Annotated in this window: 24 protein-coding genes; 16 read left to right on the forward strand and 8 right to left on the reverse strand. The window is 36.1% G+C overall.

The features are described 5' to 3' along the window. Positions 1–54 precede the first annotated feature (54 nt). The 15 genes from hemC (at position 55) to hflX (ending at position 18,076) form a co-directional block, all read left to right on the forward strand. Positions 55–981, forward strand: a complete 927-nt coding sequence (hemC, locus tag FFWV33_RS04830; RefSeq protein ID WP_108739866.1) for a hydroxymethylbilane synthase — start codon at positions 55–57, stop codon at positions 979–981. Beyond that, positions 981–1,682, forward strand: a complete 702-nt coding sequence (locus tag FFWV33_RS04835) for a uroporphyrinogen-III synthase (RefSeq protein ID WP_108739867.1) — start codon at positions 981–983, stop codon at positions 1,680–1,682. Before hemC ends, FFWV33_RS04835 begins: the two co-directional genes overlap by 1 nt. Before the next feature lie 94 nt (positions 1,683–1,776). Further along, positions 1,777–2,844, forward strand: coding sequence for a uroporphyrinogen decarboxylase (gene hemE / locus FFWV33_RS04840; protein WP_108739868.1), 1,068 nt, complete (start codon positions 1,777–1,779; stop codon positions 2,842–2,844). Between the two features lie 235 nt (positions 2,845–3,079). Next, the gene (locus tag FFWV33_RS04845; RefSeq protein WP_108739869.1) at positions 3,080–3,460 is read left to right on the forward strand and encodes a hypothetical protein; all 381 of its coding nucleotides are present in this window, start codon (positions 3,080–3,082) and stop codon (positions 3,458–3,460) included. 95 nt (positions 3,461–3,555) lie between these two features. Beyond that, a complete protein-coding gene (locus FFWV33_RS04850) occupies positions 3,556–4,602 on the forward strand; it encodes an OmpA family protein (protein ID WP_108739870.1) in 1,047 nt (348 codons plus the stop codon). 14 nt (positions 4,603–4,616) lie between these two features. Then, on the forward strand, positions 4,617–5,540 hold the full coding sequence (gene hemF, locus FFWV33_RS04855; RefSeq protein WP_108739871.1) for an oxygen-dependent coproporphyrinogen oxidase: 924 nt from the start codon (positions 4,617–4,619) through the stop codon (positions 5,538–5,540). Between the two features lie 40 nt (positions 5,541–5,580). After that, a complete protein-coding gene (locus FFWV33_RS04860; protein ID WP_108739872.1) occupies positions 5,581–6,483 on the forward strand; it encodes a fructose bisphosphate aldolase in 903 nt (300 codons plus the stop codon). A gap of 262 nt (positions 6,484–6,745) precedes the next feature. Beyond that, positions 6,746–7,129, forward strand: a complete 384-nt coding sequence (locus tag FFWV33_RS04865; RefSeq protein ID WP_108739873.1) for a protease inhibitor I42 family protein — start codon at positions 6,746–6,748, stop codon at positions 7,127–7,129. A gap of 7 nt (positions 7,130–7,136) precedes the next feature. Further along, positions 7,137–8,132, forward strand: a complete 996-nt coding sequence (hemB, locus tag FFWV33_RS04870; RefSeq protein WP_108739874.1) for a porphobilinogen synthase — start codon at positions 7,137–7,139, stop codon at positions 8,130–8,132. Positions 8,133–8,332: 200 nt separating this feature from the next. Next, positions 8,333–8,740: a c-type cytochrome gene (locus FFWV33_RS04875; RefSeq protein ID WP_108739875.1), complete on the forward strand. Its 408-nt coding sequence runs from the start codon at positions 8,333–8,335 to the stop codon at positions 8,738–8,740. Between the two features lie 329 nt (positions 8,741–9,069). Further along, the gene (locus FFWV33_RS04880) at positions 9,070–11,907 is read left to right on the forward strand and encodes a carboxypeptidase-like regulatory domain-containing protein (RefSeq protein ID WP_108739876.1); all 2,838 of its coding nucleotides are present in this window, start codon (positions 9,070–9,072) and stop codon (positions 11,905–11,907) included. Positions 11,908–11,920: 13 nt separating this feature from the next. Further along, positions 11,921–13,267: a DUF5689 domain-containing protein gene (locus FFWV33_RS04885; RefSeq protein WP_108742456.1), complete on the forward strand. Its 1,347-nt coding sequence runs from the start codon at positions 11,921–11,923 to the stop codon at positions 13,265–13,267. Between the two features lie 81 nt (positions 13,268–13,348). Continuing rightward, complete coding sequence (locus tag FFWV33_RS04890) at positions 13,349–16,084, forward strand: AsmA family protein (protein WP_108739877.1); 2,736 nt, start codon at positions 13,349–13,351, stop codon at positions 16,082–16,084. 8 nt (positions 16,085–16,092) lie between these two features. Next, a complete protein-coding gene (locus FFWV33_RS04895; protein ID WP_108739878.1) occupies positions 16,093–16,578 on the forward strand; it encodes an FKBP-type peptidyl-prolyl cis-trans isomerase in 486 nt (161 codons plus the stop codon). 253 nt (positions 16,579–16,831) lie between these two features. Then, positions 16,832–18,076, forward strand: a complete 1,245-nt coding sequence (gene hflX, locus FFWV33_RS04900; RefSeq protein ID WP_108739879.1) for a GTPase HflX — start codon at positions 16,832–16,834, stop codon at positions 18,074–18,076. Between the two features lie 65 nt (positions 18,077–18,141). Here the strand turns inward: hflX and FFWV33_RS04905 are convergent, their stop codons facing one another. From FFWV33_RS04905 to FFWV33_RS04935, 7 genes are all read right to left on the reverse strand, one after another. Further along, on the reverse strand, positions 18,142–19,035 hold the full coding sequence (locus FFWV33_RS04905) for a DUF3078 domain-containing protein (protein ID WP_108739880.1): 894 nt from the start codon (positions 19,033–19,035) through the stop codon (positions 18,142–18,144). Between the two features lie 102 nt (positions 19,036–19,137). After that, positions 19,138–19,641, reverse strand: coding sequence for a DUF2480 family protein (locus FFWV33_RS04910; protein WP_108742457.1), 504 nt, complete (start codon positions 19,639–19,641; stop codon positions 19,138–19,140). Positions 19,642–19,736: 95 nt separating this feature from the next. Continuing rightward, on the reverse strand, positions 19,737–20,060 hold the full coding sequence (locus FFWV33_RS04915) for an SUF system Fe-S cluster assembly protein (protein ID WP_108739881.1): 324 nt from the start codon (positions 20,058–20,060) through the stop codon (positions 19,737–19,739). A 211-nt stretch (positions 20,061–20,271) separates the two neighbouring features. Then, positions 20,272–20,685 carry a GxxExxY protein gene (locus tag FFWV33_RS04920; protein ID WP_108739882.1) on the reverse strand — a complete coding sequence of 138 codons (414 nt, stop codon included), beginning with the start codon at positions 20,683–20,685 and terminating at the stop codon, positions 20,272–20,274. Between the two features lie 81 nt (positions 20,686–20,766). Then, a complete protein-coding gene (locus tag FFWV33_RS04925; protein ID WP_108739883.1) occupies positions 20,767–21,186 on the reverse strand; it encodes a SufE family protein in 420 nt (139 codons plus the stop codon). Beyond that, a complete protein-coding gene (locus tag FFWV33_RS04930) occupies positions 21,176–21,619 on the reverse strand; it encodes a hypothetical protein (protein WP_108739884.1) in 444 nt (147 codons plus the stop codon). The genes FFWV33_RS04925 and FFWV33_RS04930 overlap by 11 nt, the downstream gene beginning before the upstream one ends. A 12-nt stretch (positions 21,620–21,631) precedes the next feature. Then, positions 21,632–22,846, reverse strand: a complete 1,215-nt coding sequence (locus FFWV33_RS04935; protein ID WP_108739885.1) for an aminotransferase class V-fold PLP-dependent enzyme — start codon at positions 22,844–22,846, stop codon at positions 21,632–21,634. Positions 22,847–23,067: 221 nt separating this feature from the next. On the opposite strand from FFWV33_RS04935, the gene FFWV33_RS04940 reads away from it, so the two are divergent. Continuing rightward, positions 23,068–24,411 carry a serine hydrolase domain-containing protein gene (locus FFWV33_RS04940; protein WP_108739886.1) on the forward strand — a complete coding sequence of 448 codons (1,344 nt, stop codon included), beginning with the start codon at positions 23,068–23,070 and terminating at the stop codon, positions 24,409–24,411. A 152-nt stretch (positions 24,412–24,563) separates the two neighbouring features. Here the strand turns inward: FFWV33_RS04940 and FFWV33_RS04945 are convergent, their stop codons facing one another. Next, positions 24,564–25,604 (reverse strand): Gfo/Idh/MocA family oxidoreductase, encoded by a 1,041-nt coding sequence (locus tag FFWV33_RS04945; RefSeq protein WP_108739887.1) that lies wholly within the window; start codon positions 25,602–25,604, stop codon positions 24,564–24,566. Positions 25,605–25,609: the final 5 nt, after the last annotated feature.

Genomic DNA, 25,609 nt, shown 5'->3' on the forward strand with positions numbered 1-25,609 from the left:
AGCAAATAGTAAAAATAATAAGGGTAAGTAGTTTATCTTTTGTAAAACACAAAAATGGCAGAAAAAACAATACGTATAGGTACTCGTGATAGCGAACTAGCTTTATGGCAAGCGCATACAGTGGAGAAAAAACTGAATGATTTGGGTTATAAAACCAAAATTGTAGCTGTAAAATCTACAGGAGATGTTGTCTTAGACAAACCACTATACGAACTTGGAATCACCGGAATTTTTACAAAAACGCTAGATATAGCCATGATTAATGGTGAGGTAGATATCGCTGTGCATTCTATGAAAGATGTGCCTACGGCTTTACCAATTGGTATTGTGCAAGCTGCTGTATTGGAGCGAGCTAATACTGTCGATGTACTTGCCTACAAAGGAAACTTGGATTTCTTGGAAGGAAATGGAACAATTGCCACCGGAAGTTTACGTCGCCAAGCACAATGGCTCAACAAATACCCTACACATACAGTCGTTGATTTGAGGGGAAATGTCAATTTGCGTATGCAAAAATTGGCTGATAACGATTGGAACGGTGCTGTGTTTGCTGCTGCAGGTCTAGAACGTATCAATCTTGCCGCAGAAAACCTAGTTGCAATTGATTGGATGATTCCTGCTCCTGCACAAGGCGCTATGCTCGTAGTGGCCATGGGAAATGATAATTATACACTAGATGCTCTATCGCATTTAAATGATATCGAAACTGAAATTTGTACCTATATTGAACGTCAATTTTTAAAAACATTAGAAGGTGGCTGTACAGCTCCAATTGGAGCTTTGGCAAGGTATAATGATGAAGAGGACACGATTCATTTTCAAGGCGTATTATTTTCGCTTGACGGAAAACAAAAATTAGAAGTCGATAAAATAGTGCCTATCGAAGAATGGAAAAAACTAGGTTACTTCTCTGCTCAAGAAATTTTGAATAGTGGCGGAGCACAATTGATGGCAGAAATAAAAAATAAATTGAAAAAATAATGAGTCAAATAAGTATTTTATCCACCAAAACGTTGTCTGATCAACAAAGACAAGTATTTATTGATGCTGATTTTGATCTATTGGAACAGGATTTCATCGAAGTAAAAAACAACCAATTTCAATTAGACAAATTCAATACCAATTTGATCTTTAGCAGTCAAAATGCAGTGTTGAGTCTAATGGAGCAAACAGGTTGGGAAGTTTTGAAAACTAAAACTGTATTTTGTGTTGGAATCAAAACCAAAGATTTATTAGAACAAAATGGTTTTACGGTAAGCGTGTATATGGATTATGCAGCGGAATTGGCCGAGATAATTACCTTGATTTACCATAGTGAAACCTATACTTTTTTGAGTGGAAACTTGCGTAAAGAGACCTTACCACAAGCTTTAAAAGATGCTGGAATTACATTCAATGAGATTGAAGTTTATGAAACCAAATTAGCTCCTTTTAAAATATCTGATCAAGAGAATTTTGACGGAATTATGTTTTTTAGCCCTTCTGCTGTCGAAAGTTATTTATCGAATAATAAAATTAAGAAGGAAATTTGCTTTTGTGTTGGCAATACAACCGCAGCGGCACTAGAAGAAAAGAAAGTAAAACAAATTATAATAGCAGAAATACCAACAATAGAGGATACTATCATTGCCGTATTAGAGCATTATAATCCTGAAATCATAGAGCCAGAAGCTCAAAATTAAAGTCCCCCCAACCCCCGAAGCGGGAACTTAGAAAAGGGAAACTACATAAATAAAAATTCAGAAACTTTAAACAAGTTTAAAACTAGATAAAAAAATGAACGATAAAGATTTGCAAATTCCCGCTTCGGGAGTTCAGGGGATTAAAAATGATTTATTTTTAAGAGCATTAAAAGGAGAAACAGTACAACGTCCGCCAGTATGGATGATGCGTCAAGCGGGTAGGTATTTACCAGAATTTATCGCTTTGCGTGATAAATATGATTTTTTCACCCGTTGTCAAACTCCAGAATTGGCTGCCGAAATCACGGTGCAACCTATTCGTAGAATCGCTCCAGATGCTGCGATTTTGTTCTCAGATATCTTGGTGATACCACAAGCAATGGGGATTGATGTAGAGATGAAACCAAATTTTGGTCCGTATTTGCCACATCCAATTCGTACGATTCAAGATGTTGAGAACGTAATTGTTCCTGATGTTCACGAAACGTTAGGATACGTTTTTGATGCTATTAAATTAACTAAGGAAATGTTGAATGATGAGGTGCCATTAATTGGTTTCGCAGGTTCGCCTTGGACAATTATGTGCTACGCGGTAGAAGGACAAGGATCAAAAAGCTTTGATAAAGCTAAAGGATTCTGTTTTCAATATCCAGAAGCGGCACATGTTTTATTACAAAAAATCACAGATACCACTATTTTATACCTAAAAGAAAAAGTAAAAGCGGGAGTAAATGCCGTTCAGATCTTTGACTCGTGGGGCGGAATGTTGTCTCAAGTTGACTATCAAGAATTTTCATGGAAATACATCAACCAAATTGTTGAAGCACTTGCTGACGATGCTCCGGTTATTGTTTTTGGAAAAGGATGTTGGTTTGCTCTTGGCGAAATGGGAAAAAGCCGTGCTTCTGCATTAGGAGTAGACTGGACTTGCTCGCCTAGAAACGCAAGATACCTTTCTGGTGGAAACATTACTTTGCAAGGAAATTTCGATCCATCACGATTGTTATCGCCAATTCCGGTGATTAAGAAAATGGTTCACGAAATGATTGACGAATTCGGAAAAGACAAATACATCGTGAACTTAGGTCATGGTATTTTACCAAATATTCCTGTAGATCACGCCAAGGCGTTTATTGATGCAGTGAAAGAATACGGACAGTAGGTTTTTATAGTCTCAGTTTTTAGTCTTCAGTCTCAGTTTACAGTCTCAGTCTCAATTTGCGACTATTAGTACTCAGTTTCAGTTTACAGTCTCAGTATTCAACTTTGGCTGTTCAGTGAGTTGTAAGTAGAAAATACAAATCCAAATGTAGCTCCATACAGAAAATTAGTTACCGTTAACTGCGGACCGCGACTGCCAACTGTTCACTGAGACTGAAAACCTAAAACTCAAAATAATGCTAAATAAAGGAGTAAGAGATGAGAAGAAATTAAAGGCAGACAAGATGTTAAATACCTTGCTTGCCTATGTTTTTGCTCCGAAGATTTGGAATATGGAGGACACAAGTTTAATCGATAATCAATTGACGGATTTTGATTTAACAACTGTTATTCTGGATCAAGTTGAAGAAAAAGATTTGATAAAAGTGTTAGATAAACACGAAATGGATTGGGAGCAAAGAGAAAAGTTTGCTGATTTTTTGATAACTTATTCTGTAGGCAACCAATTTGATTACAAAGCTAAAGCATTAGCTATTTATGAGCAAATTCAAGTAGATAGTAAAATCTTTTCTTTTGGGATTTCTGCCAAGATTGCTAACCTTAAAAAATTGATGTAGGGATAACTTAGAATTAATGTTAGAATAACTTTTTATATTTTATAGGTTGTAATTTAGTTAAGTATAACTAATTGTAAACTATTTAATTAGATAAAATGAAAAAGATTCTAACACTTGCCTTTTTGAGTATCATTATAGGCTCCTGCAAAAAAGAAAATAATGCGGTTCAAAATAAGAATGTTTCTGAGGTAAAAGAAAACGCTGCTGGTAGTAGTGAAGCTTCCAAAGAAACACTTTTTGTAGATTCATTCGATTGGTCCAAAATTCCAGAATCGTCAGCAGCTATTGGAGTTTTTCCTTATATAACAGCGCCAGAAGGTTTTATTATTAAAGAAGAGGGAAGCACTGAGGTTGCCAAAAACGGAATGACAAATTTTTTCGATTTCAATAAATTGTTTATCTATGACGGCAATTCTTTTTTTAGAGCTGAAGGTAAAAAAGCTAGTTTGTATTTGATCATGAAAGATGATCATGCCGAATTTAATCAATTAAAATTTGATAAAAGCGTTGATAATTATCTAAAAAAAATTGGAGCAGTTTTATTATTTGGCGGTCAAATTCCTGTAGATAAGTTAGATGTGCTACAGCAAACAGAAGAAAAAGCAGCATACAAATACATTCAAAGTGCCGGAAGTCCTTATGATAATTCAGTTCGGAATTATGCTTTGAATCATAAAAACGGAAAAATATTCATTCAGTTGGGTTCTAATTCTGCTCATTCTGAAATAGGAGTTATTGAATTAGAAGGTTTTAAGCAAACAATTAAAGCACCAACTGCTTCAGAGATGCAACAAGAAATTGACTCGAAAGGAAAAGCAGTTTTGAATATTAATTTTGATATTGACAAAGCAACTTTGCAAGATGATGGACAAAAAGTAGTAGATGAAATTTTTGCTTTATTGTCTAAAAACAAAACATTAAAACTCTCCATTGAGGGACATACCGATAACAGTGGAAGTATAGAACATAATAAAAAATTGTCTGCAGATAGAGCCAATACAGTTATGTATGCTCTTGCAGCCAAAGGAATCGATATAAAAAGGTTAAAAGCAAGTGGATTTGGTTCTGAAAAGCCAATCGCACCTAATAATTCAGAAGAAAACAATGCTAAAAATCGCAGAGTCGAATTAGTGAAGTTTTAAAATAAAAAATTATAATGAAAGAGCAGTTTTTCGGATACATACAAAACTTACAAGACCAAATCGTAGCTGGACTAGAAGCTGTTGATGGTCAAGCCAAATTCAAAGAAGACTTATGGGATCGTCCAGAAGGTGGAGGAGGTCGCACACGTGTAATCGAGAACGGAAAAGTTTTTGAAAAAGGCGGTGTTAATATTTCTGCTGTTCATGGGAAATTGCCAGAAGCGATGCAAAAAATGTTTGGTGTAGGCGAAGCAGATTTCTTTGCTTGCGGACTAAGCTTGGTTTTGCACCCAAAGAGTCCGATGGTGCCTACGGTACACGCAAACTGGCGTTATTTCGAAATGTACGATACTTCGACAGAGCTCAGTACAGGTCCAAGAAAAGTGATTCAGCAATGGTTTGGTGGTGGACAAGATTTAACGCCTTACTATTTATTCGAAGAAGATGCAAAACATTTTCATGAAACATGTAAGACGGCTTGTGATAAACACAATCCAGATTTTTATCCAAAATATAAAAAACAGTGTGATGCCTATTTCTGGAATGCCCATCGTCATGAAGCGCGCGGAATTGGAGGATTGTTTTTTGATTATTGCAAAGCTACTGATGATATGAAGATGGAAGATTGGTTCAGCTTTGTGTCTGAAGTTGGGAATAGTTTCTTGCAAGCTTATGTTCCAATTGTAGAAAAAAGAAAAGATTTGGAGTATTCTCCAGCCCAAAAAACATGGCAAGAAATTCGTCGTGGTCGTTATGTGGAGTTCAATTTGGTTCACGATAAAGGAACATTATTTGGTTTAAAAACCAATGGAAGAATTGAATCAATTTTGATGAGTTTGCCACCGCACGTGCAATGGGTGTATGACCATCATCCAGAAGATGGCAGTGAGGAAGAAAAACTAATCAAAGTGTTAGAATATCCGAAAGAATGGGTTTAAATTAGCGTGTAACTATTTATTATACCTAAACATTATTAAGATGGATAGAAAAGAGAAATATTCAGCACAGTTAGAGAGAATGAAATCTGGTAAAGGATTTATTGCCGCATTAGATCAAAGCGGTGGAAGTACGCCAAAAGCACTTGCTCAATATGGCGTTGAAGAAAGTAGTTTTGCCAATGATGAGGAAATGTATTTGCTCGTTCATGAAATGAGAACCCGTATTATTAAAAGCCCAAAGTTTAATAGGTCATTCATAATTGGTGCAATATTGTTTGAAAACACAATGGACCGTAAAATTGACGGGGAATGGACTGCAGATTATCTTTGGAATAAAAAAGGGATCGTACCATTTTTAAAAGTTGATAAAGGCCTATCCGAACTAAAGGACGGTGTTCAAATAATGAACCCCATCACAAATCTAGACGCTTTACTAAGTCGTGCTGTGGAAAGAAACATTTTTGGGACTAAGATGCGCTCTTTAATTAAGGAGGCAAACAGTGAAGGAATTCGCAATGTTGTAAAGCAGCAATTTCTAATCGCCCATCAAATTTTTGAACAGGGTTTGGTACCTATTATTGAACCAGAAATTGATATTAATAGTACTGATAAAGCAAAGTCTGAAGAGATATTAAATGCCGAATTAAAACAGCATCTTGACGCGTTAGATGAGTCCGTCAAAGTAATTCTGAAATTGACTCTTCCTGAGACTGATAACTTTTATGCCGACTTACAATCTCATCCAAATGTTGTTCGTGTAGTTGCATTGTCAGGAGGCTATTCGAAAGATGAAGCAAATAGAAAATTAGCTGCTAATAACGGGTTAATCGCAAGTTTTTCCAGAGCATTAGTTGAGGGTGTAACCTTTAATCAATCTGATGATGATTTCAATCTGGTGATCGATAAAAGTATCAATGAAATTTATAAAGCATCAATTACATAATACAAGCTCTGACTAGTTTTTAGGACTAGTTGAATTTGTGTTTCCATTAAAAAGAGACAGAAAATAACGAACAAATGAATCTAATTGTTCATTAGTTTTCGAGACGAATTTAAGTCCGTCAAATTGTTCAAAGTTTTAGTGAATGCAGCGTAGCGGTTTTTATTTTATAATTTCGCAAAATGGATCTGATAACGCAACCTTTTTTTTAATTAGCATCTTAATATGAATAATTAACTTAAGATGTTATCTAAAATTAAGAATCATGAAAAAAGCAATATTTTTTATCTTGGTGGTTGGCTTGTTCTCTTGTACTAATAATGACGAATCGAAAATCGATGAATATGTCGAATCGAATTATTATGAAGTAAATAAAAATGAGACTTTCGATGTTCCATTGATTTCTAACGCGACAACTGGTTACTCCTGGAAATGGGTAGATAACCAAACCGATAAGTCGGTACAGTTGATAACTAACACCTATATCCCGACAAAAAGTGGCGCCGAAGTCATTGGGGGTGGTGGATATGAAATTTGGAAATTTAAAGCAATAAAAGCCGGTACCTATATATTAAAGTTCGAATATTGCCCATCTTGGGATTTAAATTCGTCTGTTGAAACCAGAAATATTACTATAAAAATTAATTAAAAAATATATGTTCCCATTACAAAGAGGTAGAAGATTAAGAACAAGTGAATCTATTCGTTCATTAGTTCGTGAGACGACATTAAGTCCGTCAGATTTTATGTTTCCCATGTTTATTGCAGAGGGAGAAAACGTACAAGTAGAAATTGCTTCTATGCCAGGAATCTTTCGTCGTTCGATAGATTTAACGGTAAAAGAGGTTATAGAATTATATGAATTGGGTATTCGCGCTGTAAATATTTATGTAAAGGTCAGCGAAGATTTAAAGGACAATACAGGAAAAGAAGCTTGGAATGAAAACGGATTGATGCAAGACGCCATTCGCGCTATTAAAACGGCATGTCCAGAGATGGTAGTGATGCCTGATGTAGCTTTAGACCCTTATTCTATTTATGGACATGACGGTATCATTGCAAACGGTGATGTCGATAACGAATCGACAAACGAAGCCTTAGTGAAAATGGCAGTTTCACATGCACAAGCAGGAGCCGATTTTGTAGCACCAAGTGATATGATGGACGGACGCGTATTGCGTTTGCGCCAAGGTCTTGATGCTGCAGGTTTTCATAATGTGGGGATCATGAGTTATTCAGCGAAGTACGCTTCTGCATTTTATGGACCTTTTCGCGATGCATTAGATAGTGCGCCAAGGGAAGCTGATGTCGAAGTGCCAAAAGACAAGAAAACGTATCAAATGGATTATGCCAACCGCATAGAAGCTATCAAAGAAGCACTTTGGGATGTGGAAGAAGGTGCCGATATGGTAATGGTGAAACCGGGAATTGCCTATCTAGACATCGTTCGCGAGGTTAAAAATGCAGTAAATGTTCCGGTAACGGTTTATCATGTTTCTGGTGAATATGCTATGATCAAAGCAGCAGCCGAAAAAGGGTGGTTAGATCATGACAAAATTATGATGGAGCAATTAATGTGCATCAAGAGAGCAGGAGCAAGTTTGATTTCGACTTATTTTGCAAAAGAGGCAGCTATTCTTTTGAGAAAATAATTTTTTGTTACTGTAGATTTGACTTATAATTTCATTTTCGAAATAAAAAAAGGCGAGGTGCATTTTGTATTATTTTCGAAAAGAAAAAGTTAAAAGAATCATCAACTTGCAGATAAATATAAAAAAAGAGGTTTGGATGATATTTATCAGCCTAAGTCTTGTTTTTTGTAAGTAAATTTGAGAGAATAAATTCAATTATCATGAAAAAAGTAATAATTATAGGAATGGTCTTTTTGGCCATGGCATGTAAAAAGAAAGACGAAGAATCTTTTGGAAAACAAGAGCCGGAGCAAACTACAGAAGCATCTTCTGAAGGAATGCCAGCAGAGACTCAAACACCAGAGCAACTAGGTGAAACACTTTTCAATGGAAAAGGGACTTGTGCAACTTGTCATAAAATAGATTCTAAGTTAATTGGGCCAAGTGTTCAAGATATTGCCAAGATATATAAGGAGAAAGGTGGTAATATCATTTCGTTTTTAAGAGACGATGCAAAACCACTAGTTGATCCAAGTCAGTATGAGGTTATGAAAGCAAATTTTACTATTACAAAAGCGATGAGCGATGAAGAGTTAAAAGGACTCGAAGCGTATATTTATAGTAAGTAATTTAAAATTAAGAATATAAAAAGGAGTGTAGTTGTACTATTGCACTCCTTTTTTTGTACGCCTATTTTGCTGTATGAATAGCAATTAGTAGTAAAAAGTCTCATATTATCTATCATTTGGCAGTTTGAATTTTAATTACGCAATTATTTTACCATTTTATTAACAAGTATGTTGTTTTTTATATACTTTAGTGCTCAGTTGTAAATACCTATTACTGATTGCAGTAGCAACTTATTTTTAAAAACAAATTTAATTCATATGTAGGCGGTCGTTATTTGCGGTCTACACGCTTCATGAAATTATTATTATTTTAAAAATAAGCTTTGCGGATGAGAATACTTTTCCTAGCTCTACTTTTGGGCTTTCCTTCATTATTTCTATTTTCTCAAAATAAAACGCAAATCTCAGGAATTGTTGTCGATGCCAAGTCTGCACAGCCACTTCCGTCAGTGGTGGTGACCTTGCAAAATACCGTTTGGATGCAGTTAACAAGTAGCGATGGAACTTTTTCATTGGATATACCCGATGCGGGTGAGTACCTATTATTGGCGCACAGCCAAGGGTACAAAGATATATTGTTGTCTGTTGTAGTAGCTGAGGGCAAAAATCTAAAACTAGGGACACTAGCACTTGAAGAAGATATTATTACCGATCAGCAGAGCAATACCATTCGGCTTTTGGACGAAGAGGTACAAGATGACAATGGAAGTTCTGAGAACACATCAGTTTTATTACAGTCAACCAAAGATGCTTTTCAACAAGCAGCGGCTTTCAATTGGGGAGCGGCGCGCTTCAGGATGCGTGGTTTGGATAGTGAACAGGCTACAACTTTGATTAATGGTGTTCGAATGAACAAAGTATACGATGGTAGACCGCAATGGGGTAACTGGGGCGGACTAAATGATGTGACTCGAAACCAAGAGTTTACAGTAGGCACAACGGCTTCCGATTATAGTTTCGGTGGTGTTTTGGGCACGCAAGAGATTACAACTCGAGCATCAATTTTTAGAAAAGGGACTCGAATTACCTTTTCGAGCACCAATACCAATTACAGTTGGCGCACCATTGTTACCCATGCATCAGGATTAGGAACAAAGGGATGGGCTTATGTAATTTCGGCTGGTAAGAGATGGGCGGACGAAGGGTATTTTAACGGTACAACCTATGACGGTAATTCTGTTTTTGTAGGTATCGAAAAGAAGATTAGCGACAAGCATTCGATCAATTTTTCTGGTTTTTATACTCCCAATTCAAGAGGTAAAAACTCGCCCAATACCAATGAAGTTCTCGATTTAACTTCATCCAAATACAATTCATATTGGGGTTTTCAAAATGGAAAACAACGCAATGCTCGCGTAAAAACTGTAGAAGAACCAATCTTTATGTTGAACCACTATTTTAGCATCAATGACCACACCAATTTACAAACTTCAGTAATGTATCAAACAGGTAAGGTGAGCAATAGTAATATTGACTACCAAAATGCAAACAGTCCCGATCCGTCTTATTTTCGTAATCTTCCAAGTTATTATTTGTCTTTGTACGGTGCAGATCAAGGCGAAAACTCGGGAGCTTTTACTCCTGATCTTGACAACGCAGACAAAAGTCGATTACAATTTCTAAGCAATGCTCAAATTAATTGGGAGGGTTTGTATCGTGCCAATCAACAACCAGTTTTAGATAGTAACGGAAAAATAACAGCCTATACACCCGCTCAGAGTCATTATGTATTGTATGAGGACCGTACAGATGATCAAACTATTACAGCCAACAGCCTGTTTGATACGCAGATTAATGCTAATGTAATGATGAATGCAGGTGGTTCTTTTTCGAAATTAAAATCGCATAATTATCAAAAGTTGATTGACTTATTAGGTGGTGCGTATTTTGAGGATTTCGATCCCTATTACAAAGGTAGCCGGGCACAACCTGATTTGAATAATCCAAATCGAAAAGTGATGGAAGGTGAGGCTTACGGATATAATTTTAACTACCTAACGCAAACTTTTGATGCTTTTACACAGTTCAAATTTATGTATAAAACAACAGATTTTTACTTGGCTCAATCCTTCACTTCTACTAGTTACCAAAGAGAAGGATTATATAAAAATGGAATTTATGAAAATAGTTCACTTGGGAAGAGTGAGGAACTTAAATTTGAAAATTTTGGTTTCAAGGGAGGTATGATTTTTAAGTTATCGGGCAAACAATCAGTAACAGTCAATGCGGCACATATGACCAAGGCACCTAATTTGAAGAGTAGTTTTCCTAACGCTCGTATAAGCAACGCAATCGTACCTGCGCTACAGAGTGAAGTCTTGAATAGTTGGGATGTGAGTTACTTTTTTAGATCTCCAAAACTACAAACTAGGCTCACAGCCTATAATGTATCACAACAAAATGCTACACAAACGTCGTTTTTTTATGCTGAAGGAATTTTTGACAACGGTGCAGGATACACGGCAACAAATGCTTTTGTTGGTCAAACGTTGTCTCGCTTAAATAAAAGCAATAGAGGGATAGAATGGAGTTTGGCTTATGCCATAAGTTCAACGTTCAAAACCACTTTTGCTGTTGCTTACGGTGAATATCTTTATGCAAATAACCCAAATGTAACCATTAGCAATGATGCGTTGGCAACGGTAACCAATCCCAATACAATTGTAGATTTTGGTACGGCTTTGCTCAAGAATTATAAGCAAGCAGGTATGCCGCAGCAGGCTTATAGTTTTGGATTGGAATATCGTGATCCACATTATTGGTGGTTGGCCTCCAACATAAATTACCTTGACGGACGCTATGTTGATGTTTCGCCAATTGCTAGAACAAGTCATTTTTATACCAATCCTGCCAGTGGTTTTGTATTTCCAGAGGCTACAGAGGAGCGCGCCAAAATACTTTTGGAACAAGAAAAATTACAGCCAGTAGCCTTACTTAATTTTATTGGGGGCAAATCGTGGCACATTCAAAAAAAGTATTTGGGTTTGTTTTTTAGTATAAATAATGTGTTAGATACCACTTATAAAACTGGCGGATATGAGCAAGCTCGTAATGCTAATTTTCGTCAGCGCAACCAAGATCTAGCGAGTAATTCGCCCTCATTTGCAAACAAATATTTTCAAGGATACGGTCGTACGTATTATGTTAATCTCAATTTTAGTTTATAGTAAATTTAAGCTTATGAAATCATTTTTCTCTTTTTCAATAGTTGCAATTCTTTTGCTTGTCTCTTGCTCTTCTACAGATGTTGCGGTGCCAGATTTGGTCTGTAATCAACCTGATTTTGTAACTAATAAAACCGTCCTAGAAGTAACTAATAATGCCAGTTCTTTAGTGAGTAAATATGGGTATGATGATGTAATTGAGGCTTACGTAATATCTACCGATGAGTATGGAAATTTTTTCAAAACCATGTCATTGCAAACTTTGGCTACAGCCACAATCCCTGCTGTAGGCTTTAGCGTTCCCGTAGATGCTAGTAATTTATATGTGGATTATCGTCTAGGGAATAAAGTGTATCTAAAACTCAAAAATCAATATACCGATATTTACTTTGGAGGGTTGAGAATAGGAGGGATTTATGCCAATGCTCAGAATGAAGCATCAGTTGGTCGACTATCACAAAATGATTATAAAAACGTATTGTTCCCATCTTGCACCACTTTGACGGATAGTCAATTGATCAAGAAAATGACCATTCCAGAATTACTCAAAGATAGCAATATCAATACTTTGGTCGAAATAGACGATGTTCAATTTGCAGAAACAGCCATTGGTCGTCACTATTTTGAAGAAGCCAATAATGTCGGAGGAGGAACAAATTGGTATGTTGTTGATAAGAACGGAAACCGAGTGTATGTACGCACGAGTAGTTATGCGCGTTTTGCTGCAAGTTTTGTTCCTACTACAAAGGTCAATATTCGTGGTATATTAACTAAGTTTGGTGTTGATTACCAACTGGCTGTTCGATCAGAAAGTGATATCGAACCGACTACGGCTCGCGGTATTCCATTTTTTACCGAAAATTTTCAGGCAGCTGTAGACAAAAGTAATCTAAGCTTACCGGGTTGGGCAAACCTTGTGCAAGCAGGATCATTATTTTGGAAAGGAGCTGTTTATAATGGTAATGGTTGTGCCGAGTTTTTGATAAGTGGTACCAAAGTCAATTCGAATATTGCTTGGTTGGTTTCACCAAAAATCGATATGGATGTTTACAAAAACGAAGTGATGACTTTTAGGAGTGCGCAACACCACCTCGATGTAGATTCGCCTTTGAATACACTGGAACTCTATGTGTCTAAAAACTTTGATGGGTTGGATGTTACCAAAGCAACTTGGGTCAAAATTCCTTTTAATGTGCCACAGCAAACTACACCTTGGTACCAATTTATAGGATCGGGTGGTGTGGATCTTTCAACTTATACAGGAAAAATCAATATCGCATTCAAGTATATTGGTTCAGGAAAAAATACAGCTTTGGATGGTGCTTTTCAAGTGGATGATGTGCAGATTTATGGTGAAAAGTAGCGGAGATTGGTTTAATAAATTATGATTTATTTACAAATTTATAACTAGTTAAATGCTTTACATTTGCACAAAATTTGAACTATGAAAAAGTACCTTGTCAAAGGACTGAAAATTACGGGTATAACAATTTTGACTGTATTGGCATTGATGTTTATTTTGCCTAAATTATTTCCTGAATTCGTTACCAATCAAATTAAGGTGTTTGCCAATAAAAATATTGATGGTGAATTGACTTTTAATGAGTCAAATTTGTCATTTTTCGACCATTTTCCTTCCTTGACGCTTACCTTAAATGAATTTAAACTAAAAGGAGCTGCACCATACAAAAAAGAGACTTTGATATCTGCTCAAGAAATGGCATTCGGGATTAATATTCCTCGCTTGATTTTTAGTAAAAAAGTCAAAATTGATCAAATATTTGTTTCGAATGCTTTTTTTAATATCAAAGTCAATGAGCAAGGGCAAGCCAATTATAATGTGTATAAGTCAGACGATAAAGCTACTGCGGATACTGAAAGTTCGGATACCTCGATAAAATTAGAAAAAATAGACATCAAAAACACAAAGGTGGTTTATGATGATTTGTCGACCAAAATACTCATGGAAGCCCGTGGTTTTAACTATGTTGGTAAAGGTGACTTAGAAAAATCTGTTTTTGATTTGATCACCGAAGCCAAAATTAATTCATTTGACTTTACCTTCGGTGGTGAGCAGTACTTGAAGAACAAACAAGTTAATGCCAATTTGATTACTAAAGTTAACACCAACTCACTTGCATTTGAATTCAAACAAAATGATTTGAGGATCAATAAGCTACCGGTTGATTTTAAAGGAACGTTTAATTTTGTCAAAGACGGTTACGCAATGAACTTTGTTATAAAATCGGTAGATAGTAACTTATATGATTTTTTCACAGCACTACCGCCCCAATTTACACAATGGTTGTCTAAGACTAAAATTGAAGGTAAGACGGATGTTTTATTGACCTTGAAGGGTGATTATATCGAGTCGCAAAACAAGAAACCCGATCTAGGTTTTAATATGAAAATCCGAAAAGGAATGATAGCCTATGATAAGGTTCCTGTGGCGGCGTCAAATTTATTTTTGAATTTTGATACCAAGCTTCCTTCATTAGATACACAAAAACTGAGTGTCAAAATAGATTCTATATATTTCAATCTTGGTAAAGAATATCTAAACGGGATTGTAGCTATAAAAGGACTAGAAAAACCTCTGATTGCTGCTCGACTGCGTGCCAATATGGATTTAGAAAAAATGAATCGTGCCTTCGGAATTTCGACTATAAATCTCAAAGGAGTTTTGAATGCCGACATTACTGCCAATGGTGTCTATGATATCGCTGGTAAAACCTTACCCAAAACGAAGGGTTTTATCAACTTGAAAAACGGAATGCTCAAAACGCCTTATTATCCAAACCCGATTGCGGATATTAATTTGGATCTGAAAATGGATAATCCAGAAGGAACAACCAAGGACCTTTCGATACAAATGAAACCAGCTTCTTTTATTTTCGAAGGTAAACCAGTCAAAGTTGAAGGGATATTTGCCAACTTAGACGATATCCATTATGACTTGAAGATGAATGGCGAATTGGATTTAGGTAAAATCTATCAGGTTTTTTCGCAAAAAGGGTTGGATGTAAAAGGGTATATTAAAGCTAATCTTGCCTTGAAAGGATCGCAGAGTGATGCTACAAATGGCAATTATTCGAAATTAAAAAATAGCGGTACCTTATTATTACGCAATATTACCACACATTCCCAGTATTTGCCAAAAGCATTTGTAATTAATGAAGGTATTTTTACCTTTAAACAAGATCAGTTGCATTTTAAGAATTTTACAGCTTCGTACGGGAAATCAGATTTTGTAATGAACGGAAATGTGAGCAATGCTATCAATTTCGTTTTATCTGATAAGGCTGTGTTAAAAGGAAATTTTGATATAAAAAGTAATAATCTATATGTGGATGAATTCATGTATGCAAGCCCAGATCCAGAACCTATTGAAGGTCATACTACTACAACAGTAGCGAGCTCAGGAGTGATTGTGGTGCCGCCAAATTTCAATTTACAACTTTCGGCACGTTCAAAAAAGGTGTATTGGCAAGAACTGACCTTGTCCGATTTAGTTGGTAATCTTAAAGTAAATAAAGGGAAATTAAACCTTTCAAACTCGGGATTCAACATTATTGGTAGCCCAGTAAAAATGGATGTGGTTTATAATAATGAAACCTTGCAGAGAGCTTTTTTTGATTTTAAAATAAAAGCCGATGATTTTGATATAAAACGTGCTTATGATGAGATCGAAATGTTCCGAAATATGGCATCTGCAGCCAAAAGTGCGCAAGGAATTGTATCTTTGGATTATGCCGTAAAAGGAAAATTAAATCAAGACATGAAACCAATTTATCCATCCTTGTCTGGTGGAGGTATACTTTCGGTAAAGGATGTGAAAATGAAAGGTTTCAAAATGTTTAATAATGTGAGTAAATCGACTAATTTTGAAAGCATCAAGAATCCAGATGTTACAAAAGTAGATATTAACACGACGATTAAAAATAATATTATAACTATTGATCGATTTAAATTTAAATTTGCAGGTTTCAGACCAAGAATCGAAGGAACCTCAAGTTTTGACGGACAATTAAATATCAAAATGCGTTTGGGTTTACCTCCGTTGGGAATAATCGGAATACCGTTGACAGTAACTGGAACGCAAGAGAATCCAAAAGTAAAACTCGGTAAAAAGTCCGAAGAAATTGAAGAACAAGAATATATTGAAACCCCTTTTAAATAAAAATTAGTATGAAGTATTACGCAGTAGCAGCACTAGCATTAGCAATATCAGTAAGTTCTTGCAAAAAGAACGATCAAGAAGAACAAAATCAGCAACAAGTTGAAGTAGTAGATAACGGTGCGAAGAATGAGCAAGAAATTAAAGATTACTTGGCAAAAAACAATCTAAAGGCCGAAAAAACAGATTCAGGTTTGTATTATATCGTTACAGAGCAAGGTACAGGAGCAACTCCTACGGCAGAATCTAGTGTTACGGTTGCCTACAAAGGATATTTTACAGATGGAAAAGTATTTGATGAAAGCGGTGCAGAAGGAATATCTTTTGGACTAAATCAAGTAATTCCAGGATGGACAGAAGGTATTCAGAAATTCAAAGTAGGCGGAAAAGGAGTTTTGTTAATTCCATCAAGTATTGGATATGGTGATGAAACTAAGGGACCAATCCCTGGTGGATCTGTTCTTTTGTTTGATATTAATTTGATTGCGGCTCAATAATTCTAGAACGTAATATAGGTCAAATTTTAAAGTTCAGGTCATTTGCTTTTATAATGAATTTTGGCATCAATCGGTTCGAAGATAGAGACGATAGGTATAATTGGTGTAATTTTTGTAGTCATTGATACTTGTGGCAATTGCTGTAATTCGTGTCAAATTTTTTTAGGAATTTGACAGCGAATGCCATGTTTTAAATTATCTTAAATCCAATTCTTATTTTACAAATCGTTAAATTTGTACCTTATTCAATATTATGATAGAAAAAGAAGTAATAAATTTTGAGAGAACAGCCATTGTTGGTATTGTGACTCAAAATCAAAGCGAAGAAAAACTTAATGAATATCTAGACGAATTAGAGTTTTTGACTTTTACAGCTGGCGGAGAGGTGATAAAACGCTTTTCTCAAAAGATGGAACGTCCTAACCCTAAAACTTTCGTTGGAACAGGAAAGTTAGAAGAAATTCATTTGTTTGTAAAAGAAAACGGAATCTCGACTTTAATTTTTGATGATGAACTTTCGCCTTCGCAACAAAAAAATATATCCAAGATAATCGAAGAATGTAAAATTCTAGATCGTACACACCTTATCCTTGATATTTTTGCACAACGTGCCGAAACATCCTATGCAAGAACACAAGTTGAGCTAGCGCAAAATATTTATATGTTGCCTAGATTATCTGGATTGTGGACGCACTTGGAACGTCAAAAAGGAGGTATTGGAATGCGTGGACCTGGAGAGACTGAAATCGAAACAGACAGACGTATTGTACGAGATCGAATTGCGCTTTTGAAAGATAAAATCAAGGCCATTGACAAACAAATGGGAACACAACGAGGTAATCGTGGAGCCATGGTGCGTGTTGCCTTGGTGGGATATACCAATGTAGGGAAATCTACTTTGATGAACGCTGTTGGTAAAAGTGACGTTTTTGTCGAAAACAAACTTTTTGCCACCTTGGATACTACAGTTCGTAAAGTGGTGATCAAAAACCTACCTTTCTTACTTTCAGACACGGTTGGTTTCATTCGTAAATTACCAACAATGTTGGTTGACTCTTTCAAAAGTACGTTGGATGAGGTTCGCGAAGCCGATTTGTTATTGCATGTTGTAGATATTTCACATCCTGAGTTTGAGGATCATATCGCCTCTGTAAATCAGACTTTGTTGGATATCAAAGCCAATGACAAACCTGTAATCATGGTTTTCAATAAAATTGACGCTTACGACCATTTGACTATTGATGACGATGATTTAATTACCGAAAAAACACCAAGACATTACACCTTAGAAGAGTGGAAGTCTACTTGGATGAGTCGTGTTGGTGAGGAAAATGCTTTGTTTATCTCGGCCACCAACAAAGAGAACTTTGAAGAATTTAGAGAACGCGTATACGAGGCGGTGCGACATATACATGTAACGCGCTTTCCGTACAACAAGTTTTTATATCCAGATTATAAAGACGCTATCGAGAAAGAAGAAGAAGACGAACAAGAATAATAAGCATAAAAAAAGACCTTTAGAAATTAATCTAAAGGTCTTTTTTTTATCCTATTAATCGAAGTTTAGAAACCGTAGTTCAATCCTAATCCAAGTACTTGACGGGTTTGAAACCCTGCAAAAGCATTGTCATCATAGATGGTTTGGTAAGCTAAATTGGTCGATAAGAATTTGTTGATCTTCATATTGATATTCAAAGTATAGTCAATATCAACATTTCCTGGTTTGTCTAAATAGTTAGAATATAAATTCAAAATATTCTCAACGGTTACGTTTTCAGCAATTTTGAATTTGTAGTATCCATTGATTGCAGCTCCAAATTCGTAACGTGTAGTTTCTCCTTGTTCCACTCCAAATGATGATCCTAAAAGCGTAAATTGACGATCAACAACAATTAATTTTGAAGTTAAAGGAGCAATATTTACTTTCAAGTTATCGCTTTTTTTCCATAACATACCTGGTCCAAATTGAAAGTATGCTGGAGAAAAGAAATGTGATGTTCTAATTCCGCTTGCAGCATCAACTCCTGCGTCAAACTGTGTTTTGAAATTTAAGAAAGCAGAGTAGTACCAATATCCAGCAGCTTTTTTACCTAATAATGAGTTGAAAACCAATCTATCATCAGATTTTTGCAATTGTTGACCTTTGATTTTTGTCAAACCATAACCTGCTATTACTTTATTATCCCAGTTCCAGCTGTCTTTTTTATAGTTGAAATCGTAGTTTAATCCGATAGTTCCAGAAACGTTACTTTGTCCACCTGCTGTCCAATTGGTAAAAGTTGCTTGATTGGCCAAAAAGCTAAAAGTTCCTTTTTTTACCCAACCGTTTGGCTTGTCTTCTTTTAATTTTGCAGCAGCTGCTTCTTCGTTCTTTTTAAGTAATTCTTTCTCATTTGCTTGTGAGAAAGCTGTAGTAATAGAAAGTGCTAATACAGCAGTAAGTAAAATCTTTTTCATCTGTGTCTTTGTTATGATTTTTTGAGTGCAAAGGTAGTAATACATTCGACATACACAAAAAACGAATAAAATGAGACAAATCAGGAGAAATTTAAGATATAATTATCTTTTCTTGAAAAGAGGTACTGCAGAACAAGCTTCGCCGTACATGATGCTACGTGCGTAGGGTTGCAAGTAGTGTGCCGCAAGAACGTAAGCCCGAGTAGGTACGGGTTTTTTTGAACAGCCTTTTATTATCACTGCTTTATTTTCAAAAGTCGAATAATCAACTTTTGGCAACAACTCTTCATATAATGAAGCATTCAAATCATCAATACTACCATCAACTATTTTTGTGGCAAAAGGCGCTAGCTGAATCGCAACCAAAATCGATGCCCACGCAGGTACAATTGCGTCTGTACTGCAATGAATAGCGACTAATTGGTCTTGGTATTGCGACCAATCATGATTTTTCAAGCTTTCTCTAAAGTCTTTTTCTCGCAATAAAAAACCTTCCAAAAGCCATTGAGCAATATCAAGTTGTACTCGTTGCCCTTTTGGATAGTAGTCCTCTAAATCAAATACCTCGAGTTTACTTTCAGCAACTTTGTTGATTATTTCGTCCATTTTTTCAGTATTCATTATACGGTTTTCAGTATTCAGTCACAATATTCGGGCTCTTAAGCAGTTGAAAACTGTGACTGCAAACTGCAAACTCGTTCTTATAGCATTCCTAATTCTAATTTTGCTTCTTCGCTCATTAAGTCTTTGCTCCATGGTGGATCAAAAGTAATTTCAACTTCGGCATCTTTAATGTGCTCAATTGATTTTACTTTGTCTTCAACTTCTCTAGGCAAACTCTCTGCAACTGGGCAGTTTGGAGAGGTTAGAGTCATTAGGATTTTTACTTCGAAATCGGTGTTTACCATTACATCGTATATTAATCCCAATTCGTAAATATCTACAGGAATCTCTGGATCATAGATGGTTTTTAATTTTTTTACGATCGCTTCTCCTAATTCGTTGGTGTCTATTTGTTGTTCCATTTTTATTTATTTTATTTTTGAATTACATGGGTCCTTTTTTTTTACCATATAAGTCATTTAAGTTTTTTGTTTAAGGTTGCTCTAATTTAATTTCTAATCGAATTGGATCGTTTATTAAGTTCATATAAGAAAGTACTCGTACTTTCTATTGCTTTTTATTTATTTGACTTATTGTGGTTTTTACCATGTAAGTCATTTAAGTTTTATTTTGTTAGTCTTTCAGTTTACTATAAATTTCATTGACCAAGGTTTTTTGACCTTCGTAGTAAATATTTTTTACATTAAAATTTATGAGCAAACCAATTGGTGCGCGTAATAAGTTCATATAAGAAAGCACTTGTGCTTCATAGATTGGGCTAAATTCAGTTACTGATTTTAGTTCGACAACTAAAGCCTTTTCTATTAATAAATCACATCTAAGTTTAGAATCTAATTCGCAGCCTTTATAAATTAAAGGAATTGATAATTCTGAGACAAAATTTATTTGACGTAATTCTAATTCCTTTTTTAAGCACTGATGATAAACACATTCCAATAGGCCTGGGCCTATACTTTTATGAACTTCAATTGCTGCTCCATTTACCTGATATACTAAATCTTTTAGGTAACTTTTTGTTAAGTTCATAATTTGTAGTTTTTTAATCTAATAAAGATAATTTATGTTTATTAAACTTGAAAAACTTATATGGCTTATATGGTAAAAAAATTACTTTTTAGCGTCAAATGCCAATGCATACATTTTTATATTCTTAATCATCGATACCAATCCGTTGGCACGTGTTGGAGAAAGGTGCTCTTTCAGTCCGATTTCGTCAATAAAACCCATGTCGGCATTGATGATGTCAATAGCAGATTGATTAGAGAACGTACGAATCAAAATCGCAATAATTCCTTTAGTCAAAATCGCATCACTGTCTGCGGTAAAGACTACTTTGTCCTCATTTTGTTCTCCTTGTAACCAAACTTTTGATTGGCAACCTTTGATCAAGTTGTTATCTGTTTTGTATTCTTCTTCAATAAGAGGTAATTTTTTCCCAAGTTCGATGATGTATTCATAACGTTCCATCCAATCATCAAACATTGAAAATTCATCTACGATCTCGTCTTGTATATCTTTAATTTTCATTGTTTTGTTTTGCAAATGAATTAATCTTTAGTACTATTTTTTCTATTTCGGCTGGCGGAAAACCATGGTCAAAACTAGCCGATTGATAGGTTTTATCTTTATAGGTAATCTTCAAATTTGCAATCGCGGCACCGTCATAAAACCGTTTTTCGGTGGGTGCTTTCAAGTTTTTAAGATCCTCAAAATCTATGTCTTCAAGTAGTGCAGCAAGTTGAGCTGAATCTTCTTTGCTTAAGACAATCGTTGTAGGTTTCTCTTTTCCTGATCGCTCGTGTGATACGCTAGCAGTATTGTCTTTTATTTCTATTTTTTGATAAAAACCTCTTGTGTTTGCCACATATTCAATGATGGCGGCCTTCATGTCTTTTTTTTCAGAAGTTTGGCAACCTTTGGTCATCAAAAAACTGAAGAGTAAAATTGCAAATGTTTTCATATTTATAGGTCGTTACGACAGCATCATTTGGGCCTTTTTAACGGCGGTTACCAAACTGTCAATTTCTTCTTTTGTATTATAAAACGCAAACGAAGCACGTATAGTACCTGGAATATCGTAGAAGCTCATGATGGGTTGCGCGCAATGGTGACCTGTACGCACTGCGATACCTAGTTTGTCAATAATCGTCCCAATATCATAAGGGTGAATGCCTTCGATATTAAAAGAGATTACAGAAGTTTTATTTTTCGAAGTACCAAAAATACGTAAGCCTTCAATTTCTAATAACTTCTCAGTACCATATGCTAATAACTCTAATTCTTGCTGTTGAATATTCTCAAAACCAACTTCGTTCATATAATCAATAGCAGTTCCTAGAACAATTCCGCCGGCAATATTGGGCGTTCCTGCTTCAAATTTATGCGGCAATTCGGCATAAGTAGTTTTTTCGAAAGAGACTTCTTTGATCATTTCGCCACCACCTTGATACGGAGGTAATTTGTTTAACCATTCTTCTTTTCCGTATAAAATACCTGTTCCCGTAGGCCCACATATTTTGTGACCAGAGAAGACATAAAAATCACAATCTAGTGCTTGAACATCTGGTTTCAAATGCGGTACTGCTTGTGCCCCATCAATTAAAATGGCTGCACCTACGGCATGCGCTTTTTCGATCATATAAGCAATTGGGTTGATGGTTCCCAAGGCATTCGAAATATGATTAACAGTGACAATTTTGGTTTTATCCGACAGTAAGGCATCGTATTCACTCATAATGAGCTCACCTTCCTGATTCATCGGAATGACCTTTAAAGTCGCGCCAGTTTTTTCGCATAGCATCTGCCAAGGCACAATGTTGCTATGGTGTTCAAGTGCTGATACAAGTACTTCGTCTCCTGGTTTTAAAATCGCGGCAAACCCGTTGGTCACCAAATTAATTCCAAACGTAGTACCTGATGTAAAAAGTACTTCATGACTGTGTTTGGCATTAATGTGAGCTTGCACCTTTGCACGTGATTCCTCATACGCGTCCGTCGCAAGTTGGCTCAGGGTGTGTACGCCACGATGAATGTTGGCATTAATTTCTTGATAATAGGTTGCTATTGCATCAATTACCACTTGTGGTTTTTGAGACGTAGCACCGTTATCGAAGTATACTAGAGGTTTACCGTTTACTTTTTGAGAAAGAATCGGAAAATCGGATCTTATTTTTTGAATGTCTAACATAGTTATTTAGAAAAAATCTAAATACAAAAGTACTAATTCTAAATCGGATTTGGTAGCAATTGGTAAATTTTTAGGATTTGTTAACGGCAAATTATAGCCAAGTAGAAGGCTTAGATTTTATCGTCAACGATACTGTTTTTGAACATAGCGTTATCTTTAGTGCTAGAAAAGTAGAATCTACCTTTTTTATTAATTAAATTGCAGTTTTAAATTTCTCGAACATGAAAAAAACGCTTTCGATTGTTGCTGTTGTAGTTATTTTGGTAATTGGTTATTTGGGCTGGTCCACTTATCCTAAGCTTGATTTGATCTCTGGATTTGCTGCCAAAAGTGTGGCTTCGGGTCATTTTATCGATCAGCGTCCTTTAAGTGTCATTGCCGCACAAGACAATGACATTAAATTGGTAGACTGGGCAACCAACACGATCAATGAGGCGGGGAAATTGGCAACCGCATCGGTCAACGGACTAAAAGAACGCAAAGCAATCTATCGTGAGGGTATTGGTGCTACTTTGATCAATGACGATTTTGATGAGACACAGCCTTATTTGGTGCCCAAGAGATTAAAAAGCAAGATAGGTTTGTATCCTTATGGGAATGTTAAACCACCAGATACTGTATTTTCTAATGTGAATTACAAATCCTTAAATGCAGCAGTTGCGAATGCTTTTGATGTTTCGAATGAAAAAATTAAGCGCTCACGTGCCGTTGTTGTCATTTATAAAGATCGAATAATTGCCGAAAAATATGCTCCGGGTTTTAATGAAAGAAGTAAAATATTGGGATGGTCAATGACCAAAAGTATCACAGGTGCTCTTTTTGGTGTTTTGGCACAACAAGGGAAATATGATATATACAAACCAGCTCCGATTGAAGAGTGGCAGAAAGACGATCGCAAAAAGATAACGACCAATGATTTGCTCCACATGAATTCTGGTTTGGAATGGCTTGAAGAATATACCAGCATTTGTGATGCTACCAAAATGCTTTTTCAGGCGGAAGATATGGGGAGTGTGCAGTTAGGAAAGCCAGTTGCTTTCCAACCCAATACACATTGGAATTACTCGTCGGGGACAACGAATTTATTGTCTAAGATTTTGCGAGGACAGTTTAAGACCCACCAAGAATATTTGGATTTTTGGTACACAAATTTGATTGATAAAATTGGTATGCGTTCGATGATTATCGAAACAGATATGACAGGAAATTATGTAGGCTCCTCGTATGGATGGGCGACTGCGCGTGATTGGGGAAAATTTGGTTTGCTTTATCTGCATCAAGGAAATTGGAATGGCGAACAAATACTATCACCAGAATGGGTAAAGTACACGAGAACACCCACGGCGACTTCAAACGGTCGTTATGGAGCACAATTTTGGCTAAATGCTGGAGGTTATTTTCCAGATGTGCCGAGAGATATGTACTATTGCAGTGGTTTTCAAGGTCAAATGGTGGCTATAATTCCTTCTCGTGACATGGTGATCGTACACATGGGGCTAAAAGGGAATGAAAACGGTTTTGACTTTAACGGATTTTTGAAAGAAGTACTTGCAGCTGTGAAATAGTACTTATGAAAATATATATGGTTAATAGCCCTGATGGCAGCGGCATCCTTTTTTGTGGTTCTTTTTTTGAACCACAAAAAAGATACAGCGGACAGCAGGAGAAGACTTGATCTGGAAAGGGATCGTGTGCTCCAAAAACTTTCAAACTATTTTTAGAATTCGATTCTTCTTTTTTCGGTGTTGCTTTTTATCGCAGCTTCGATAATTTTCATAACGTTGATACCTTCTTGAGCGGTAACGGGCTCGATGCTGTTGGTGATAATTGATTGATACATGCCATCAAAATAATCGTAATAATTACCTTGTAGTGTTGGAATATTTTTTCGAATGATTTCCCCATCAATTTCGGTGTGCAGTATTCCTTTAAGGTTAGCGTCTTCGGTTCCCCAAGTGGTCAAATTTGGTTTTTTACTGATTTTCAATTCGTCTTCTTGTAGATCGCCACGAGCTTTAAAAAAGGAACCTTTTCTACCTTGTAAAACATAAGACGGAATCATTTCGCGATTGAAGAAGCCGGCTTTCAACCGAACTCTAAAATCGTGGTAAAACAAGCAAATGTCCAGTGAATCATCAATAAGTGATTGCTCTCGTGTGATGCGTATGTCTGCATGTACGGCTTGGGGAAAACCAAACAAAAACAAAGCTTGATCAATTAAATGTGGGCCAAGATCTTTCAAAATTCCGGAGCCGTCGTTCACAGATTCTTTATGTGCTTTCTGACTCAATGTAGGTGTGTAGCGGTCAAAATGAAATTCGGCATCCACCAATTCACCAAGAACGCCATCATCTCTGATTTTTTTGACGGTTTTGAAATCACTATCCCATCTTCGATTTTGAAAAACAGAAAGTTTCAGTCCTTTTTCTATGGCCAAAGCTTTCAGCTCTTCTGCTTCGGCAACCGTTGTAGTAAATGCTTTTTCGACAATGGCATGCTTTCCTGCTTGCAAAACTTTTTTGGCGTACTCAAAATGGCTATCGATTGGCGTGTTTACAACGATAAGTTCGGCATCACTTGCAAGCACATCTTCAAGAGTTGGATAGCTTATGACCTCAGGATAGTCGGCTTGGATAAGTTTTTTGGAGCGTTCCCATGCGCCCAAAAGTTTAAAACCAGGATGTAGTTCAAGAAATGGCGCATGAAAAACTTTACCAGACATTCCGTAGGATAGTAGCGCTGTTTTTATAGTTCGCATGGTTT

The organism is Flavobacterium faecale (genome assembly GCF_003076455.1).
In the GTDB taxonomy this organism is placed as follows: Bacteria; Bacteroidota; Bacteroidia; order Flavobacteriales; family Flavobacteriaceae; genus Flavobacterium; species Flavobacterium faecale.

Coding starts and splice junctions, on each gene's coding strand:
- hemC (WP_108739866.1), top strand. CDS start 55: ATGGCAGAAAAAACAATACGTATAGGTACTCGTGATAGCGAACTAGCT.
- FFWV33_RS04835 (WP_108739867.1), top strand. CDS start 981: ATGAGTCAAATAAGTATTTTATCCACCAAAACGTTGTCTGATCAACAA.
- hemE (WP_108739868.1), top strand. CDS start 1,777: ATGAACGATAAAGATTTGCAAATTCCCGCTTCGGGAGTTCAGGGGATT.
- FFWV33_RS04845 (WP_108739869.1), top strand. CDS start 3,080: ATGCTAAATAAAGGAGTAAGAGATGAGAAGAAATTAAAGGCAGACAAG.
- FFWV33_RS04850 (WP_108739870.1), top strand. CDS start 3,556: ATGAAAAAGATTCTAACACTTGCCTTTTTGAGTATCATTATAGGCTCC.
- hemF (WP_108739871.1), top strand. CDS start 4,617: ATGAAAGAGCAGTTTTTCGGATACATACAAAACTTACAAGACCAAATC.
- FFWV33_RS04860 (WP_108739872.1), top strand. CDS start 5,581: ATGGATAGAAAAGAGAAATATTCAGCACAGTTAGAGAGAATGAAATCT.
- FFWV33_RS04865 (WP_108739873.1), top strand. CDS start 6,746: ATGAAAAAAGCAATATTTTTTATCTTGGTGGTTGGCTTGTTCTCTTGT.
- hemB (WP_108739874.1), top strand. CDS start 7,137: ATGTTCCCATTACAAAGAGGTAGAAGATTAAGAACAAGTGAATCTATT.
- FFWV33_RS04875 (WP_108739875.1), top strand. CDS start 8,333: ATGAAAAAAGTAATAATTATAGGAATGGTCTTTTTGGCCATGGCATGT.
- FFWV33_RS04880 (WP_108739876.1), top strand. CDS start 9,070: ATGAGAATACTTTTCCTAGCTCTACTTTTGGGCTTTCCTTCATTATTT.
- FFWV33_RS04885 (WP_108742456.1), top strand. CDS start 11,921: ATGAAATCATTTTTCTCTTTTTCAATAGTTGCAATTCTTTTGCTTGTC.
- FFWV33_RS04890 (WP_108739877.1), top strand. CDS start 13,349: ATGAAAAAGTACCTTGTCAAAGGACTGAAAATTACGGGTATAACAATT.
- FFWV33_RS04895 (WP_108739878.1), top strand. CDS start 16,093: ATGAAGTATTACGCAGTAGCAGCACTAGCATTAGCAATATCAGTAAGT.
- hflX (WP_108739879.1), top strand. CDS start 16,832: ATGATAGAAAAAGAAGTAATAAATTTTGAGAGAACAGCCATTGTTGGT.
- FFWV33_RS04905 (WP_108739880.1), bottom strand. CDS start 19,035: ATGAAAAAGATTTTACTTACTGCTGTATTAGCACTTTCTATTACTACA.
- FFWV33_RS04910 (WP_108742457.1), bottom strand. CDS start 19,641: ATGGACGAAATAATCAACAAAGTTGCTGAAAGTAAACTCGAGGTATTT.
- FFWV33_RS04915 (WP_108739881.1), bottom strand. CDS start 20,060: ATGGAACAACAAATAGACACCAACGAATTAGGAGAAGCGATCGTAAAA.
- FFWV33_RS04920 (WP_108739882.1), bottom strand. CDS start 20,685: ATGAACTTAACAAAAAGTTACCTAAAAGATTTAGTATATCAGGTAAAT.
- FFWV33_RS04925 (WP_108739883.1), bottom strand. CDS start 21,186: ATGAAAATTAAAGATATACAAGACGAGATCGTAGATGAATTTTCAATG.
- FFWV33_RS04930 (WP_108739884.1), bottom strand. CDS start 21,619: ATGAAAACATTTGCAATTTTACTCTTCAGTTTTTTGATGACCAAAGGT.
- FFWV33_RS04935 (WP_108739885.1), bottom strand. CDS start 22,846: ATGTTAGACATTCAAAAAATAAGATCCGATTTTCCGATTCTTTCTCAA.
- FFWV33_RS04940 (WP_108739886.1), top strand. CDS start 23,068: ATGAAAAAAACGCTTTCGATTGTTGCTGTTGTAGTTATTTTGGTAATT.
- FFWV33_RS04945 (WP_108739887.1), bottom strand. CDS start 25,604: ATGCGAACTATAAAAACAGCGCTACTATCCTACGGAATGTCTGGTAAA.